At 54.3% G+C, this 17,981-nt stretch carries 15 protein-coding genes; 4 read left to right on the top strand and 11 right to left on the bottom strand.

Features of this window, described 5'->3' with window-relative positions; translation table 11 throughout:
- Positions 1-40: 40 nt before the first annotated feature.
- Positions 41-1,024: an acrylyl-CoA reductase (NADPH) gene (gene acuI / locus J9253_RS10845; protein WP_210221030.1), complete on the top strand. Its 984-nt coding sequence runs from the start codon at positions 41-43 to the stop codon at positions 1,022-1,024.
- A 102-nt stretch (positions 1,025-1,126) separates the two neighbouring features.
- Here the strand turns inward: acuI and J9253_RS10850 are convergent, their stop codons facing one another.
- The gene (locus J9253_RS10850; protein WP_210221031.1) at positions 1,127-1,603 is read right to left on the bottom strand and encodes an STY0301 family protein; all 477 of its coding nucleotides are present in this window, start codon (positions 1,601-1,603) and stop codon (positions 1,127-1,129) included.
- A gap of 170 nt (positions 1,604-1,773) precedes the next feature.
- Here J9253_RS10850 and J9253_RS10855 point away from each other — a divergent pair, with 170 nt between their 5' ends.
- Positions 1,774-2,094 (top strand): LysM peptidoglycan-binding domain-containing protein, encoded by a 321-nt coding sequence (locus J9253_RS10855; protein ID WP_210221032.1) that lies wholly within the window; start codon positions 1,774-1,776, stop codon positions 2,092-2,094.
- Positions 2,095-2,156: 62 nt separating this feature from the next.
- Here the strand turns inward: J9253_RS10855 and J9253_RS10860 are convergent, their stop codons facing one another.
- From J9253_RS10860 to J9253_RS10905, 10 genes are all read right to left on the bottom strand, one after another.
- Positions 2,157-3,662 carry a hypothetical protein gene (locus tag J9253_RS10860; RefSeq protein WP_210221033.1) on the bottom strand — a complete coding sequence of 502 codons (1,506 nt, stop codon included), beginning with the start codon at positions 3,660-3,662 and terminating at the stop codon, positions 2,157-2,159.
- A gap of 9 nt (positions 3,663-3,671) precedes the next feature.
- A complete protein-coding gene (locus J9253_RS10865; protein WP_210221034.1) occupies positions 3,672-5,345 on the bottom strand; it encodes a thiamine pyrophosphate-binding protein in 1,674 nt (557 codons plus the stop codon).
- Positions 5,346-5,354: 9 nt separating this feature from the next.
- On the bottom strand, positions 5,355-6,215 hold the full coding sequence (locus tag J9253_RS10870; protein WP_228291354.1) for a D-hexose-6-phosphate mutarotase: 861 nt from the start codon (positions 6,213-6,215) through the stop codon (positions 5,355-5,357).
- Positions 6,216-6,250: 35 nt separating this feature from the next.
- The gene (locus tag J9253_RS10875; RefSeq protein ID WP_210221036.1) at positions 6,251-8,503 is read right to left on the bottom strand and encodes a heavy metal translocating P-type ATPase; all 2,253 of its coding nucleotides are present in this window, start codon (positions 8,501-8,503) and stop codon (positions 6,251-6,253) included.
- Positions 8,504-8,507: 4 nt separating this feature from the next.
- Positions 8,508-8,708 (bottom strand): heavy-metal-associated domain-containing protein, encoded by a 201-nt coding sequence (locus J9253_RS10880; RefSeq protein WP_210221037.1) that lies wholly within the window; start codon positions 8,706-8,708, stop codon positions 8,508-8,510.
- 13 nt (positions 8,709-8,721) lie between these two features.
- Positions 8,722-9,333, bottom strand: a complete 612-nt coding sequence (locus tag J9253_RS10885) for a DUF4395 domain-containing protein (protein WP_210221038.1) — start codon at positions 9,331-9,333, stop codon at positions 8,722-8,724.
- Between the two features lie 76 nt (positions 9,334-9,409).
- A complete protein-coding gene (locus J9253_RS10890; protein ID WP_210221039.1) occupies positions 9,410-9,835 on the bottom strand; it encodes a hypothetical protein in 426 nt (141 codons plus the stop codon).
- A complete protein-coding gene (locus J9253_RS10895; RefSeq protein WP_210221040.1) occupies positions 9,822-12,938 on the bottom strand; it encodes an efflux RND transporter permease subunit in 3,117 nt (1,038 codons plus the stop codon). The genes J9253_RS10890 and J9253_RS10895 overlap by 14 nt, the downstream gene beginning before the upstream one ends.
- Before the next feature lie 9 nt (positions 12,939-12,947).
- Positions 12,948-14,543, bottom strand: a complete 1,596-nt coding sequence (locus J9253_RS10900) for an efflux RND transporter periplasmic adaptor subunit (protein ID WP_210221041.1) — start codon at positions 14,541-14,543, stop codon at positions 12,948-12,950.
- A gap of 90 nt (positions 14,544-14,633) precedes the next feature.
- Positions 14,634-14,963 (bottom strand): hypothetical protein, encoded by a 330-nt coding sequence (locus tag J9253_RS10905; protein WP_210221042.1) that lies wholly within the window; start codon positions 14,961-14,963, stop codon positions 14,634-14,636.
- Between the two features lie 145 nt (positions 14,964-15,108).
- Between J9253_RS10905 and J9253_RS10910 the strand changes: the two genes are divergently transcribed.
- Positions 15,109-16,593, top strand: coding sequence for a GTPase domain-containing protein (locus J9253_RS10910; RefSeq protein ID WP_210221043.1), 1,485 nt, complete (start codon positions 15,109-15,111; stop codon positions 16,591-16,593).
- Complete coding sequence (locus tag J9253_RS10915; protein ID WP_228291355.1) at positions 16,526-17,932, top strand: GTP-binding protein; 1,407 nt, start codon at positions 16,526-16,528, stop codon at positions 17,930-17,932. The genes J9253_RS10910 and J9253_RS10915 overlap by 68 nt, the downstream gene beginning before the upstream one ends.
- Positions 17,933-17,981 lie beyond the last annotated feature (49 nt).

The following is a 17,981-nucleotide window of genomic DNA, read 5'->3' on the forward strand; positions in this document are numbered from 1 at the left end:
TTTTTATAGACGATCAGTCTAATTTAGCGAGGCGTGATATATGTTTAAAGCCATCATGATTGAGAAGGACGAAACGGGCTACCGGGCAAACCTTAAGGAGGTTGATGAGTCGCAACTTCCCGCAGGCGATGTGACAGTACGGGTCAGTCATTCAACCCTCAACTACAAAGACGGTCTTGCCATTACCGGCAAGGGGCCGGTTGTCCGCAAGTTTCCGATGGTTCCCGGTGTTGATTTGGTTGGTACAGTTGAAGAGACCAGCCACCCGGCCTATAGCGTCGGCGATGCCGTATTGCTGAATGGTTGGGGTGTTGGCGAAGGTCATTGGGGGGGCTTGGCTCAGAAGGCGCGTTTGAACGGTGAGTGGTTGGTTCCCTTGCCGTCTCAATTTACACCGCAGCAGGCCATGGCTATAGGTACGGCTGGCTATACGGCTATGTTGTGTGTGCTAGCGCTTGAGCGTCACGGCGTGACACCGGACAAGGGGGAAATACTGGTGACTGGAGCTGCTGGCGGTGTGGGTAGCGTTGCTGTTTCCATTTTGTCAAAACTGGGCTATACCGTTGTTGGTGTAAGTGGGCGTCCAGAAGAGAATGCCTACATTAAGCGCCTGGGTGCTAGCGAAGTTCTGGAGCGGTCGGCGTTCTCATCCGCTGGTAAACCACTGGCTCGGGAACGTTGGGCAGGGGCGGTCGATGTCGTCGGTAGCCATACCTTGGCGAATGTGTGCGCTGCTACCCAATACCGTGGCGTGGTGACTGCGTGTGGTTTGGCGGGTGGTATGGATTTTCCTGCGACTGTTGCACCCTTTATCTTGCGCGGGGTGACGCTTGTGGGAATTGATAGCGTTATGTGTCCACGCGCTGAGCGTCTTATCGCTTGGCAACGTCTGGGAACAGATCTGGATATTGCCAAACTGAACCTCATTACTAATGAAATCGGTCTAGCAGAGGCTATTCCCATGGCTACTAAACTGCTAGACGGTCAGGTTCGTGGGCGGGTTGTCGTTGACGTGAATGCCTGATAGCCAGTGATTTGTTCTCCGGCGTGTAGGTATACTTTAAACGCCCACCAATGCTGACCCCTCGAAGATCTGAAAATCGAGGGTCAGCAACGAACCCAATGCTCAAGATGGTTTTTCAGGCGTACATGTCAGGACATTGTTTGCCGCATCCGGGGTAAAGTGCCAAGTGCAAGATTTAACCGGAGCTGTCATTTTCTTGAACACCCCCATACTAGAACCCTCATAATGACAGGCAACATAGAGCGGATTTTTATTCTGCTCAGCCACAGAGCCAAAAGACCACAAGCTATCGCCGCCTTCTTCGGCAAGGCTGTCCGCATTGTCTGGTTCTAGTGGAGCCTGATCTTTAGGCTCACCCGCGTAGAGCGCAATCTCTACCAGATCAACCGTATCACGGATTTCATTGCCATCCGCCGTAACAATTTCGCCAGAACTTTTTTCATACATGCCAGACCAGTCGGCTGGTTCAGATACCAGCTTTGCTTGAATATCCAGCGATAATGGACAGGTATAATCATCCGCAGCCACACCCGCAGAAAACATTGATGCTATTGTCAATAAAAGCCACTTTTTATTCATGATCATTTCTCCTTACAGACTCACTATTCAATCTTACTTATAGACGCTAAAACACCAATAAAGCAGATGCTTTACATAACTTTACACTTCAAATCCCAACTTTATATTCAGCGTGGTCTAAACTTAAAAGTGAGGCTAGATAGTCAATAACCAAATTAAGGAGAACAATCATGAAACCACGTCATTTCATCGTAACTGCGTTAACTACTGCAATCCTGCTAACAATGGGGGGAGCTACTTTTGCAAAAGGCTCTGATCCGGTTCAACAAAAACCGATGCAGAGTGCGCAACAGCAAATGCCAATGAAGCAGTCTCCACAGCAAAAACCCATGCAACAGCACCCGCAGAAAGCACGCTTCATTCGTGTTCATCGGGGTGATACACTCAGCGGGATTGCCCATAAATACCGCACACGAGTTTCCACGCTGAAACGCCTGAACCACCTGCGGGGCGACACAATTTTTGCAGGTCAACGCCTACGCATTCGTTAATCCGGTAACGGGTTTACTATCAACTTCAGGGTGCATTAAATCGCACCCTGAAGTTTTTCGTCTTACCGAAACAATTGATCCCACACTAACCGCTCACCGCAATAATGCAGCAACGCATCAACAATCTGCTGCTTGCGCCCCTGCCGGTGTGATTCAGACTGAATCTGTTGCCAAGCCTTGGCCTCATCCCCGAAATTCAGCTCAATATTGCGCAGGAATTGCGTGATCTGGTACAACGCAGGCGTTCCAGCCCAGCCTTGTTGCGCCTTGACCCACGTTTCAAGCTCGCGGCGACGGCTATTCACCGCCTGATGCTTCGCCCGATACAAAGCCAGCATGTCGGCTTCCACCTTATCCACCACCTGCTGCAAACGTTCGCCATCCGCTAATTGCGTCAGGTCGTAGTGCTTGAACCATTCCACCACCGAAAACAGCATCAAATCGCCAAAAAACTGGCGTTCAAACTCGTCTGAAATATCCATCGCGGCATCATGCTGCTGTTCCACACCGGGGCGGAATCCTTCGTCCTCAGCGGTCGTGCGCTTGTGCAACATCGGCAAGTTGGCCGACACAAAACGTGCGCCGATTTCAGCCTGAATCAAACGCCCCGCTGTCGGCCCCGACATCCGCAGCCGCAAATGCCCAAACGGAATAATGTACTTCAGCCCCTCAAAATTGACGATGTAGTTACCGGGGTAAATCGTGCGTGCCGGAGCCAGTGCTGTCACAGCGCTATCAGGCTGAAACGCCGTTTTGCGGGTCAGATGTTCCCCAAAAAAGAACGCCTGCAAACGCCCCGCAAAGGTCGCCAAACAAGCCGTATGGTCATGCGCCCCCGTTAACGGACAACGGTAGTCAAAATGATCTACCTGCTGCTTAAAGCCAAACATGTTCGCCATGTCGTGATAAGCCGCATCCCCCGGCAAGGGCGTGTCACGGTGGAACTGGCAGTCAGATTGCGGCGCAAGCCCAGCGATTTCATGCAGAAAAGCGGTCACGTCATCCAGAAAATTAGCCGCCATCACCGCAGGCGATACCGGCGGGTCGCCCACCAGTTTCCCGGTCAGCATCGCAATGTCGTTGGTTTGGAAAATCTGGTTGATGTGGTGAAAATAATCCAGTTCCGGCAAAAACAACTGGTCGCTATCCACCAGATAATACAGGGTGCGCTCTTTATCCTCAGTGAGTTGCAGCATTTTCAGGTAGCTGAGGTTGCGGTTGGCGGCCTGCCCCTTACGGTAAAAGCGTTCAGCCGGTTGCGTGGTCAGCACCCTGCCCAACTGCTGGCGCTGCGCTGCCGGGATGCTTTGCAATACCTGATATTGTTCGGGCAAATCGAAATGAATAACGTCCAAGCCTTTCGCGCAATACTTCGCTACTAACGCCTTGTGCGCGTCGATATGCGGCGGTTCACGACTGTCTTCCGCAACCACGATCGTCATACCGCCGCGATAAGCATAACGCTCACCCAGCTGGAAAATGCTTTCCAAGCAATTGCGCAAATGCGGCGGGCGGTCAGCCACCGGAATGCTGATAATGAAACGGTAAAAGTCAGTAACACCCGACATAAGCAACCCTTAGCGGCGTGAGGAATAATTCGGGTAAGCATCCTGATCAATCATTAGTTCGATCAGGTTAATCCCGCGATGAAAATCAGCTTGTGCAAACACCCGTTCGCAATCGGCATCGGTTTCTATTTTAAAATGGTTAATCCCAAACGATTGCGCCAACAAAGCATAATCCGGGTTTTTAAAATCGCAATCCAGAAAACGCTGTTCATACTGCTGATGCTGGTTTTTACGGATCAATCCCAAAGTCTGGTTATTGAACAACACAATGTTTAAGGGAATGTGGTAATTCACCGCTGTCATGATCTCCATGCAGCACATTTGAAAACCACCATCGCCAATCACCGCAAAAGTTGGCTTGTCCACCGTAAAGCGTGAACCAATCGCTGCCGGGATAGCATGACCCAGCGATGAAACCCCGGTATTCGGTACAAAATGATCTTGAGGGGTGACGCGATAAAAATTCTGCGCAAAAATAATATTATCGTCCACCAAAACGATGCCATCGTTAAACTGCTGTTCCAGCAAGGCGAAAAAGGTTTTTACCAAATCAAACTTTTCACCGAAAATCACCGCACCGTCTGCTTCCATTTGCTGGTCGATGCCGCGTTTGAAGGCAGCCAAATCCGGGCAGATTTTGGGTTCAATAACCCGCTGGGCGCACCAGCCATTAATCGACTGTAAAAAATCCCCAAGGTCGGATTGAATCGCCAAATCAGCCTTGAAGACCTTTTCCAGTTGCGTCACATTGCGGTCGACTTGAATAATCTTTTTGCCGTTTAATAACGCGGCATTCCACACATAACTGGTGCGCTCATTAAAACCCGCACCCAGCAAAATAATCAGGTCAGCTTCATGTATAAAATAGTGCATGGCATGACCGCCGGAAGTGACCCCTAAACTGCCGAGTGAAAGTGCTGAACGCTCATCAATCGCGCCCTTGCCTTTCAAACTGGAAGCGACTGGAATATTCAAACGCTGACTGAATTCGCACAAGGCATCATGGGCGGTAGCGGACTGAATGCAGCCATAACCTGCCAACACCACGGGGCGCTTGGCGCTACGGATCATGTCACCGCACTGTTCCAGCGTTTGCGGGGCAATTTTCAACTTTGGCAAAGGGTGTAAATCGGGCAACTTGTCGAGAATCGACGCATCCACCAGTTCTTTTTGCACATTCACCGGAATGCTTAAGACCACGGGGCCGGGGACATCCGACACCAGTTGCCGTGCCGCTTGATTGAGCACATTGACGAGGTAATCGGTACGTTCGATCAGCTTGTGGTAGCGGGTCACGCCGGAAAACAGCGCGGTTTGGTCGATGCTGCCGCCTTCGCCCGAGCTTTCCTGCAAGCCGCCGCGCCCAAAAATGTAGGTGGGCGCTTCGCCAGTAATCACCAGCACCGGCAATTTGTCGGCATAGGCGTTAGCAATGCCAGTAATCAGGTTACTGGCACCGGGGCCAGCCGTGGTGATGCAAGCACCGATGCGGCCGCTCACACGGGCATAACCACCCGCCATGAACGCCGCACCTTGTTCGTGCTTGACCAACACTGTCTGGATACCAGACCCATACAGGTCATCGTAAACCGGCAAAATATGTGCACCGGGCATCCCAAAAAGGGTATCGACACCCAAACGGTGCAGAAATTTGACGAGGAGTTCGCTGACCTGAATTTTCATGGGGTGCGATTATACCCCGTATTCCGCCACCAAACGGAATTCCCCGCCTGCCGGAACGTTTACCACGTCGTCCGCCGCATTGGTGGTTTCGACGCAAACGAAACGGGTGTAATCGTCATCCTGCAAATCGGCCATGCCTGCCGCGATTTTTGCCCACGGATTCCACACCACGGCGGTTTTGTTGCCGCTGGAAGTGATACGGATGGTACGGTTCTGTGCACCATCGACAATCGCCAATTCCGCCGGGACACCAAGGTAAACCCGGTCAACTTCACTGTTGATGCTGATTGCGCCGGACTGCTGCTTGGTTTCACCGTTACCGTCAGCGGCTTTGTCGAGGTATTGCGTCCCTTCCAGCCCGGTGACAGTCGTTTTGGCAATATCGCCCACTGCAAAATAAGTGTGCAGCGCTTGGGTAATGTTGAACGCCTGATCGCCGGTGTTCTGTGTGACCAGTGCCAACTGCAAGGTTTTACCGACGGTAATTTCCATTGCCAACTTGAACGCATAAGGCCAGATTGCCAGCGTTTCCGGGGAAGAAGCCACGCCCAGCCTCACGGTGGTGGAACCGTCGGCATTTTCGCTGCTACCCCACACTTCCCACATCCGGTTACGCATGAAACCGTGTGCTGGGCGGCCTTTGCCTTCTGGGTCAGCGCCAAACCACGGCCAGCAAATCGGTACGCCGCCCTTGATCGCCTTGCCTGCTGCGTAATAAGCCTTGTCGCTGACAAACAGCAGATCCGCCGCGCCTTTGGGCTGGAAAGACAACACTTGCCCGGCGTATACCGAAATCACAGCATCGGCATGGTCATTGCTAACGTTGATAAAGGGCAAACCGCCGTTGCCTTCTACATGGGTAATGGTCATGGTGCATTCCTGTTTATGGTTTAAATCGGCGCTAATCATACCGTATCACCCGGCGAAGGTGCAGCCGTGCGAAGCTTTGCTTTAGCCAAACGATTGGCATTGGTGACAACCGTGACGGAAGACAACGCCATCGCCGCCCCAGCAATCATCGGGTTCAGCAACAACCCCATGAAGGGATACAGCACCCCTGCTGCTATCGGAATACCCAACGAGTTGTAGACGAATGCACCCAACAGGTTCTGCCAAATCGTGCGGTTGGTGGCCTTGGAGATGGCAATCGCATCCGCAATCCCGCGCAGGGATGATCCCATCAGGGTAATGTCGGCGGCGGCAATCGCCACATCCGTGCCTGCCCCGATGGCGATGCCGATGTCTGCCCGCGCCAGTGCCGGGGCATCATTCACCCCATCACCCACCATCGCAACGCGGTGGCCTTGCTGTTGCAAGTCCGCAATGACCTGTGATTTGTCGGCGGGCAGCACGTCGGCGTGCAGCGTGAGAATACCAACCTGTTGCGCAATGTGTTCCGCCACTGCCCGACGGTCGCCGGTCAGCATAATGACATTCAGCCCTTGAGCTTGCAGGCGTTGAATGCTGGCCTTTGCATCATCCTTGATGGCATCCGCAATGCCGAGCAGCATCAGGATTTGCTGTGAATCGGCCAGAAACACCGGGGTTTGGCCTTGCGCATCCAGCGCGTGCAAGCGGGCTTGCCAAGGTTCCAGCGCCAAATGTTGCTGCTGCATCAGGCGGGTATTACCGATGAAATACGTTTGCCCGTCGACCGTCGCTTGCACACCGTGCCCGGCGATGGCGTTGAAATCCTTAACGGGCAAATCCTGCAAACCTTTGCCCTTGGCGGCGGCGCGAATGGTTTCGCCCAAGGGATGTTCCGAACCACGTTCCAGACTGGCGGCCATTTGCAGTAAACGTTCAGCATCCTGCCCGTCCGCCACGTAGGTCGTGTTGAGGCTAGGCTTACCTTGGGTAATCGTGCCGGTTTTATCCAGCACGATGGTGTCCAGCTTGGCGGCCTGTTGCAACGCATCACCGTTACGGATCAGGATACCGGACTGCGCCGCCCGCCCGACCCCGGCAATGATCGAAATCGGCGTAGCCAAACCCAGCGCACACGGGCAAGCAATCACCAGCACCGTCATGGACGTGACCAGCGCGTAACTCAAGGAAGGTTCCGGCCCCAGCCAGTACCACAGCATGAAGGTAAGGATGGCGATGGAAACCACCACCGGCACAAACACCGAGGCCACTTTATCCACCAGCCGCGCAATCGCCGGTTTGGAACTTTGCGCCTGACGAATCATGTCGATGATTTGCGCCAACACCGTATCCGCGCCGATATGACTGACCTGCATCAGAAAGCTGCCGGAACCGTTCATCGTGCCACCCGTAACGCTGTCGCCCGCCACTTTGGCAACCGGCACGGATTCGCCAGTGAGCATGGATTCATCCACATACGACTGGCCTTCCAGCAGCTTGCCGTCCAACGGAATGGTTTCGCCCGCCCGTACCCGCAGGGTTTCTTCCAGCCCCACCTCTTCCAACGGCAAATCCAGATCTTCGCCGTTGCGGATAACGTGGGCAATCGGCGGTTGCAGCTTCATCAAGCTTTTAATCGCGGCAGACGTGCGCCCCCGCGCCCGCATTTCCAGTGCATTACCAACACTGACCAAGGCGATGATCACCAGCGCGGCCTCGAAGTAAGCGTGCCGCGCCAGCGAGGGGACAACCGTCGGGAACAGCACCACCAACATCGAATAAAACCAAGCCGTGCCCGTGCCGAGCGCGATCAGCGTATCCATATTGCTGCTGCGGTGCTTGAGTTGCTGCCATGCGCCTTTGTAGAAATGCCCGCCGGAATAGACCATCACCACCAGCGTCACCAGCCCGGCAATCAGCCAAAACCAGCGACCTGCACCCTCAATACCGGGCAGGAAACCCGGCATCATCCCCGCCAGCATCAGGAAAGCCCCCGGAACCCCGGCAACCCACACCCGTTTCCACAAGTGCTGGTATTGCTGCTGTTCGTGCGCTTCTTTTTCAGCTTCGGCGGCGCGGCCTTGCATGACGGCGGCGGTGAAACCGGCATCCTTGACGGCTTTTACTACGGCAGCGGGGTCAACATTGCCCGTGACCATTGCAGTGCGCTCCGCCAGATTGACGCTGGCTTGGGTGACACCGGCAACCGCTTGCAGGGCTTTTTCGACCGCGCCGACACAACCGGCACACATCATGCCGGTGACGGAAAGGCGAATGGTGGGTGCTGACATGGCCTTAATCGCTTTGCAGGCTAGTGGGATAACCGGCTGCGTTCAGCGTGTCGATGACCTGCTGGGCATCAACGCCGCCTTCGACTTCGGCACTGGCAGAGGCCAGATCAACCGTGACCTTAGTGACGCCCTCCAGTGCTTCCAGCTTGGACTGCACGTTGCTGACGCAACCGCCGCACATCATTTTTTCAACTTTGAATTTCATAGTTATCTCCGTTTCAGGTTTGAATCCAGTTATTGTACAGCGCGGTTCCGGCGACACCTAACGCCACTACCGCGATGATGGCTTGCACCCAATTGATCATTTGAATGGGTTCTTTCACCCTGATTTCACACACACCACCGGGGCAATGGCTGGCTTTGGTGCGGTTGAACAGATTGTAGATACTACAACCAATACAAATACCAAAGGCGGCCTCACTGAAAAGCAAGATTAAACAGGCGAGGCAAACGTAGATTTTGAGCGGAGTCATCACTTCCAGCAAGACAACCCAGCGAAACATGACGATGGCGAGAATCAAACCAATGCTCCACGCAAACCGCTTTTGCGCCGCGCCGACGTATTCTGGCTTTTGATGTGATACAAAAAAACGCCCCACAATCAGGCTAGGTGCGTATTTGGGATTGACCAAAACGCGGATAAAGAAATCCACCAAAAAAAAGATAATAAAAATACTGGTGTAGCGGAAATCCATCGTTCGATACGCATACAAAAATGACATGAACGCACACACAAACAGCAGACCGGCGGCGGCACGTGCTTCACGCTCATTCAACACTCGCACGTCGTAACCAGCGACGACTTCTCCAAAGTGGAAATATGGTTTCATTATTTCGTTATCATCTCTTATGAAGTACTAAAAAAACCAGTCCTACCTGTTGGTAAGGCTGGTATTGGTGAAGATGTTATTTTTTCACATCCTCCGCTGCTGGTGTAGCTTCCGCTTTCTGGAACGGCGCAAAGCGGGCAGTCATTGGCGCAGGCGTGACCGACAACAGCACTTTCATGTCATCGCTGATGTTGAAGTCGCCGCTTCCCTTTAGCAAGTTTTCTTCGGCAGGTTCGAGCTTCACTTCGACTTTGGTTTCACCCGACAGCACCGTAGCAGTAGCGGTCATCCCCACACTCGGCTGGGCTTCGTTGCCGTGATTCATGACGTACACGGTGATGTCCTTGTCTTTAATCACCAATTCGAGATGATGGGTGTCAGTCATGCGTACCTGCCCGCCATGCGGGGATTTTTGGGTGTCGAGGAATTCATCGGTATGCGCCATTGCGTAACCGGCCATCAGCAGGGATACAGCAAACAGGGTAGTTTTAAACAGTTTCATGGTTAGCTCCTTGATTGGATAGTAAAGAAATCAGGGGCTTTTCGCCCCAACGGTAAAACAATACGGGGGTAAGCAAGGTATCCAGCAGGGTGGAACTGACCAACCCGCCAAAAATCACCAAAGCCACCGGATGCAAGATTTCCTTGCCCGGATCGCCCCCCGCCAACAGCAGCGGCAACAGTGCAAACGCTGCTACCAGTGCGGTCATCAGCACCGGCACCAGCCGTTCCAGACTGCCACGCACAATCATGGCCGTACCGAAGGTTTCGCCTTCCTGCGCGACCAGATTGATGTAATGGCTGATTTTGAGGATGCCGTTACGGGTACTGATCCCTGCCAGCGTGATGAAACCGACCAGACTGGCCACCGACAATGCCTGCCCGGCAAGCCACAGTGCGATGACACCGCCGACCATTGCCAGCGGAATATTACCCATGATGATCAGTACCAACACGCTGGATTGGTAACGGCTGTACAGCACCAAAAAGATCAACGTCAATGACACCAACCCCAGCAAGGCAATCAACTGACTAGCTTCTTCCTGTGCTTGAAACTGCCCTTCCAGTTGAGTGAAATAACCTTCGGGCAGGGGGAATTTCGCCAATTCTGCACGGATGTTGCTCACCACTTGCGCCATGTCTGCCCCGCCTGCGGCATTGGCTGATAGCACGATGCGGCGACGGCTGTTTTCGCGCACGATCTGGTTGGGGCCGCTGCCGTCTTCGATGCTGGCAACCTTACTCAGTGGGATATAGCCTGCGTGGGTTTCCACCAACAAATTGCGCAAACCTTGCGCGGTGCGGTCACTGTCCTGCAAGCGGATCACCACGTCGGCGCGGCGGTTGTTGTCGATCACTTGCCCGACAGTTGTGCCATTGGAGAGGGTTTCCAGTGCATGATTGATACTTGCTGGGGTCGCACCGTATTGCTGCGCCTTGCTGTAATCGACCCGCACCTGTAATTGCGGGATACGTACCTGCTTTTCGAGCTGCAAATCGACCAAGCCGGGGATGCCTGCCAAGCGCGTTTGTAAATCGCTTGCCAGACTGCGCAAAGCATCAGTGTCATCGCCGAAGATTTTCAGCGCAATCTGCGCCCGTACCCCTGACAGCAAATGATCCAGCCGATGCGAAATCGGTTGTCCAATGTTGATGGAAGCGGGAATCACTGCCAAGCGGGCGCGGATGTCAGCTAACACTGCCTCGCGGGGTCGTTCTGACGGCTCAAGGTCTACGTCGATTTCGCTGGAATGCACGCCTTCCGCGTGTTCGTCGAGTTCCGCCCGCCCGGTACGTCGCCCGACCTGCGTAACCTCTGGCACTTGCAGCAACAGATTTTCTGCCAATGTCCCCATGCGGTTGGATTCAGTCAGGGAAATGCCCGGTTGCAACATCAAACTCACCGTCAACGTGCCTTCGTTGAAGGCAGGCAGAAAGGCTTTGGGGAAAAACGGGATGCTAGCAGCGGCGATTAATACGACGATTACGGCGGCACTGAGCAACAGGCGGGCGCGAGGGAATGACCAGTTCAGCAAGCGTTCGTCAGCGCGTTTGAGGAAGCGAACCAGTGGGGAGTCGCCATGTGCTTTCCCGCTCTGTTTCCTCAATAAGTAATAACACAACACCGGCGTGACCGTGACAGCCACTCCCAAACTTGCCAATATCGACACGATGTAGGCAATCCCTAACGGCGTAAATAGCCGCCCCTCAATTCCCGCCAGAAAGAACAGCGGCACGAAGACCAGCACCACAATCAGCGTGGCATACACCACCCCGGAACGCACTTCCCGCGAAGCGGCTGCAATCACGCGCAAGGCAGGCAAGGGTTGCGATAACAACGCATTCTGGCGCAAGCGGCGCAGCACGTTTTCCACATCCACCACCGCATCGTCCACCAGTTCCCCCAAGGCAATCGCCAAACCACCCAGCGTCATGGTGTTGACCGACAAGCCAAACGCATGGAACACCAGCCCCGCCGCCAGCAAGGAGAGCGGGATGGCGGTGAGTGAAATCAGCGTGGTGCGCACATTCAGCAGGAACAAAAACAGCACGATTACCACCATGATTGCGCCGTCACGCAAGGCTTCTTCCACATTGCCGATGGCGCTTTCGATGAAATTCGCTTGTTTGAAGAGGATATTGTCAGCTTTCACCCCCGCAGGCAGGCTACGGTTGAGGTCTGCTAACGCCGCTTCCACTTGGCGGGTGAGTTGCACGGTATCGGTGGACGGCTGCTTTTGCACCGAGAGGATCACCGCTGGTTTGCCCTTGAAACTGGCTTCGCCGCGTTTTACCCCAGCGGCAAATTCTACTTTTGCCACTTGTTGCAACAGGATGGGCACGCCGTCGCGGTGTGTCACCACCAACTGGCGCATATCCTCCAGCTTGGTGGTGCGCCCGATATTGCGGATCAGGTATTCCTGCGCCTGTGCTTCCAAAAAGCCGCCGCTGGTATTGCTGGCAAACCCGGCGAGTGCGGTCTGTATTTGCTCAAGGCTGATAGTGAGGCGTTCCATGTTCGCCACATCCGGTGTTACGCGGTATTGGCGGACTTCGCCACCCATGGGAATCACTTGCGACACGCCGCTGATACTCAATAAGCGCGGACGGATAACCCAGTTGGCTAAGTCCCGCACTTCCATCGGTGTTGCCTTTGCACCCTCTTCCACTGTCATCGCAATCAGCAGGATTTCCCCCATGATCGAACTGATGGGCGACAATTGCGGCGTGACTCCGGCGGGCAATTGCTGGCTGACCGTGCCGAGCCGTTCGGAAACTTGCTGGCGGTTGCGGTAAATATCCGTTCCCCAGCCAAATTCTACGTACACAATCGACAAGCCCACGCCGGAAACCGAACGTACCCGCGTGACGCCTTCCAGCCCGTTCATGGCGGTTTCCAGCGGGAAGGTGACGAGTTGTTCGACTTCTTCGGGAGCCATGCCCTCGCTTTCGGTCATCAAGGTGACGGTGGGTTTATTGAGGTCAGGGAAAACATCCACCGGCAACTGCGGCAAGGTAAACAGCCCGTACAACATCAACAGCAATGCACCTACCAACACAAACAGGCGTTGGCGCAAACTGATTTGAATAATCGCGTTAAACATGGCTGCCTCCTAGCGCACTTGGGTGAGCAAAGCCGCACCGATGGTAACGGCACGCACGCTGCTATCGGGTAAGCCTTCCAGCACCACCACGGTTTCCGCATCCAACGGTTGTACGTTCACCTTATGTGGAGTGAAACGTTCGGCGCTGGTATGCAGCCATACCGTTGGTTCTTGCTGGCTATTGTTGACCACGGCGCTGGCGGGCAAAGGCGTGCCTTGGCGTGTGAGTTGGGTTTGTACGGCAATTTTGAGGGGTTGACCGATGGCAAGTGTGTCTGCCCCCTCCACCCGAAAACGTAGTGGCAACGCTTGGTTGCGTAATTGTTGGCTAGCGCCGACGAAGGCGAGTTTGAGGGTTTGCCCCGCGACGACGGCGGATGCACCGCTGATTTGCGCGGCAAGGCTGGGGTCGTAAGCCAAGGCTTCCACTTGCAAGCGTGAGGTGTCGATGATGTCAAACAAAACATCGCCTGCGTTGGCTTGTTGCCCGACTTGGACAGTGGCGGTGCTGATAATGCCGGACAGCGGCGCACGTAAGGTTTCCGGTTGTTGTACGCGACTTCCCTGTAAGGCTTTTAAACGGGCATTGAGGGTATCGGCGACATTACGCGCGGCATCGACTTCCATTTGTGGAATGACTCCAGCAATGCTGGCGAGGCGTGTTGCGTTTTTCTCAGCTAAACCCAGTTCGGCACGGACTTCCGCTATTTTTTCTTGCTGGTCGGCTTTGTCGGTATTGCTAGCGGCAGGTTCGAGAATGGCAAGGACTTGCCCTTTTTCCACACGGCTTCCCAAGGTTGGAAAGCCAGCGGTGGGTGCAAGTAAGCGTCCACTCATGGTGGGTTGCAGGCGGGCGCTGGCGTTGGGGTCAGTGACGACCACACCGTTGAGTTCAATGCTTTGCGCCACGCTTTGCGGTTTGGCGGAAACGGTACGAATGCCTAACAAGTGTTGCACAGGTTTGGGCACGAAGACGCTGCCATCCGTTAAACGGGCAGGTTTGTCTTGCGCATTCGCGGGCAAAGCAGCAGCGGGGGCTTCGTCGGCGTGGCTGTGATCTTCACCGCCATGAGCGAAAGCGGCTTTGGGTAAGAAGGTATCTTCTAGTAGATTGCCCCATAATTTCCACCAAGGGGAGGACTCCGCTGTTCCCTGTTGCTTGACTTCAAGGTCGGGTTTAGGAATATCGGCCTTGCCTGCCAGCAAATCATTGACGCCTTTGGCTTGGATACTGACGGTCAGTTCATAATATCCGGGCTTGGCAAGCCATGCGGCATCCGCCTGTGCCACGCCATTGGCATCGGTTTGCAGGACAAGTTTTTGCCCCTTGCTTTCCAGTTCCACTTTGGCGTTGGGAATCGGTGCGTTGGTAGCGAAATGGTCGGCATACAAAGTCAGTTGGCCTTCGTGCAGAATACCGAGCAATTCGACATCGGGTGAAGCCAGTTCCAGCCGTACCCCGGTGCTGACAGGGGTAATAATGGGCGCAGGTGCATCATCGGCGTGGCTGTGGTCTTCGCCACCGTGCGCAAACACGGGAAGTGAAAGGCTTGCCATACCCACAAGCAAGCCACCGTACCATGCGGCAACAATCTGTTTTTTCATGTTTTTGTCCAGTACTGTAGGTCAGGCTCTAGCCCGACAAGAAACGTTGGAATATTGGGATAGATGTCGGACTGAAGTCCGACCTACAGTTCAGGCAATCGGAGGGCGATAGAGCACGTCGGTGCGTTCGGGCAGGACTTGTGAGGGCAGAAGCGTGGCGATAAAGTCACTGGCAGGTGCAGCGACTAGCATATCTGGCAGGCTGAGGATAAATTGCCCGTGCTGTAATTGGTCACAATGGCAGGTATCGGCAGCGGTATGGCTGGTTTGTTTCTGCCTATCCAAGCAGCAAGTGTGCCCGGATGCCTGCATATCCATCGTTTGCGGCATTGTTTGCACATGAGCACACATCATCGTCGCTGACCAGACAGGCAAGGCAGCCATCAGTAACATGAGGAAAATGATGATATGTTTACGCATAATTCAAAACTCTAGCAGAAGTGTCTTGCTCATGCAAAATGCACCTATCCCACAACGGATTTGGATAAGCTGCCAGACCCTGATATTCTCGACATAACTGATAATATCACCGTCAATGCAAGGATACGGAAGAACCTTACCAACCATGAAGATTACCCAACGCTTACGCTGGCTAATGGCAGGCGGCATGTTGCTGCTGACACTGCTGTTCCTGTTATTCCTGTTTTTTGCCACCAAAAACTTTCTCGACCTGTGGGATCGCCTGCACCAATTGCCAACATGGTTATTTTACACCTACAGCACCCTGATTATGGCGGTGGTATTATTCAGTGGCTGGGTTATTGTCAAACTGGTCTTTGGCGGGCCAAGGGCGAAGACCATTGCCCGCCCACTCCCCAAACCTGTCACCGAAGTAGGTCTGACACAAGAAATTGAGCAAATCAAAACTGCCGGGATGGATACCACCAAGCTGCAAGTCGAGCTTGACCGCTTGAACGCCCGTAAAGCCGCCGGACAAGTACACATTGCGTTCTTCGGTGACATTAGTACCGGAAAATCTTCCATTATCAAGGCATTGCTGCCGGAAGCTGGGGTGGAAATCAACCTGCGGGGTGGCTCTACCCGCGACATCCGCGAATACACTTGGCAGACCATTGCAGGCGACCACCTGATGCTGACCGACCTGCCGGGGCGCAACGAAGCCGAAGGCACGCTCGACGCGGCTGCCCGTGATGAAGCCATCCGCGCCCAGATTGTGGTTTACGTCACCGACTCCGACCTCAGCCGCAGCCAATATCAGGATGTGCTGGAACTCGCCGCCTTTGGCAAGCCCATGTTGATTGCCATCAACAAAAGCGACCAGTACACGCCGGAAGAACAGGCACAACTCGTCCAACGCATCCGCTCCCGCTTCGGCGAAGTGGCATCGCCCGATATTGTTTTCATCCAGTCTGGCGGTGTGGAAGAAATCGTCCGCGTTTACCCGGACGGGCGCGAAGAAACCGTGCAACGCCCCCGCAAGACGAACGTTTCCGCTCTCGCCAACCACTTACAAACCGACATTGACCAGCGGCTGGAATGGCTTTCACAACAACGCGACACCAGCGTGCTGAATCTGGTACAAGAAAAGCTCGATACCACCCGTGTGGACTACCGCCGGGCGCAAGCTGAAAAGATCGTGCGCAGTTATACCCACAAAGCCATACTAGGTGCACTGGCTTCGGTCAGCCCCGGTACTGATTTGGTCATTCAGGGTGTCATCGGCACACGTATGGTGCAAGAACTCTGCAAACTGTACGATAGCCCGGTCAGATCGCTCGACATTGACCAGTTCTTGAATTTCAGTCAGGGACAGGTGAAAAAAAGCGTGCCGTTGCTTCTGGCGGTTGCCGGTAATGGCCTGAAAGCTTTCCCCGGCATTGGCACAGTAGCGGGGGGATTGGTACACGCCGTCGCCTACGGGCTGATTTTCGACGCGCTCGGCCGCGCCGTTACCTATACACTCGAACAACGCGGCACGCTCAAAGCAGCACCCGCAGCAGCAACATTTCAGGAGATGCTCAGTGGAAATCTGGAAGAACGTACAAAAACATTTGCCAGATTGGTTCTTGAACAATATCGGGGTAAGTAAGCAAGAAAACACCGCCGTAGTGGAGGTTCCTCCGCCGAACACCGGTGACACCCACCTGCAACTTGCCACCGAAAGCTTGCGCCAGTTACTGGATGATACTCGCATTCCCGACGACATCCGCGAGAGCCTGCGGGATGACTACACCCAGGTGCGCGGAATGCTCGACAAACTGGAGTACGGACACCTGCATGTCGCTGTGTTTGGGCGCGTCAGCGTCGGTAAATCCTCCCTACTTAATGCCTTGCTCGGCCAGCCAGTATTCAGTGTCAGCGTCCTACATGGCGAAACCCGCAGCGTCAATATGCAGCAATGGCAGGAATACAGCGATGGCGGGATTTACCTCATTGACACCCCCGGCATTAACGAAGTCGACGGCGAATCCCGCGAAAAAATGGCGCATGAAGTCGCTAACCGTGCCGATCTGGTGCTATTTGTGGTGGATGGCGACCTGACCGATGTGGAATTTCAGGCGCTCAAAATCGTCACGGGTTCGCACCGCCCCACCCTGTTAATCGTCAACAAGGCCGACCGCTACACTGAAGAAGAGCAGCGCCAGTTGCGCGGCATTATGCGTACCCGTACCCAAGGCATTATCGCCCCCGAAAATCTGGTGTTCACCACCGCACAGACCAAGCGCCAAACCGTCATTTACGTGGATGAAAATGGCGAGGAGCGTGAAAGCATCCGTGAACGCTCGGTCAATATCAGCGCCCTCAAAACCCGCCTGTGGGATATTATCGAGTCCGAAGGCAAAACCCTTTCCGCCCTCAACGCCTCACTGTTTGCCGGGCATCTCAGCAAGGAAGTCGGGCAACGTATTCTTGCCATCAAACGCGAACTCGGCGAAAAAACCATCCGCATGTACTGCCTGGGCAAGGGTGTTGCTGTCGCCCTGAATCCGATTCCCATCGCTGACTTGCTCGCCGCCGCCGTGCTTGACGCTGGCATGATCATCCACCTGTCAAAACTGTACGGCTTGCCCATTTCGCGTAATGAAGCCAGCGACCTGATCCGCACCATACTGGGACAAATGCTGTTACTGGCAGGTACGGTGTGGGCGGTGAATCTGGTGTCTGCTGCCCTCAAACTCGGCACCGGCGGTATTTCCACCATCATCACAGGTGCTGCCCAAGGGGCAATCGCGTGGTATAGCACTCTGGTCGTCGGGCGCGTTGCCGAAGAGTGGCTGGCAAATGGCAAATCCTGGGGTGATGCGGGGCCAAAACTCACCGTGGAACGGATTCTGGACTCGCTGGATCGAGACTCGGTGCTCACCGAGGCGCGTGAAGAAATCCTCACCTATTTGCACAAAACCGTTAAAAGCAATCCCGGCACCTGATAAGGGTTTTATTCATGCAAAAAGGGCGACTGAAACCAGTCGCCCTAAA

The sequence above is a fragment of the Thiothrix litoralis genome (assembly GCF_017901135.1).
In the GTDB taxonomy this organism is placed as follows: domain Bacteria; phylum Pseudomonadota; class Gammaproteobacteria; order Thiotrichales; family Thiotrichaceae; genus Thiothrix; species Thiothrix litoralis.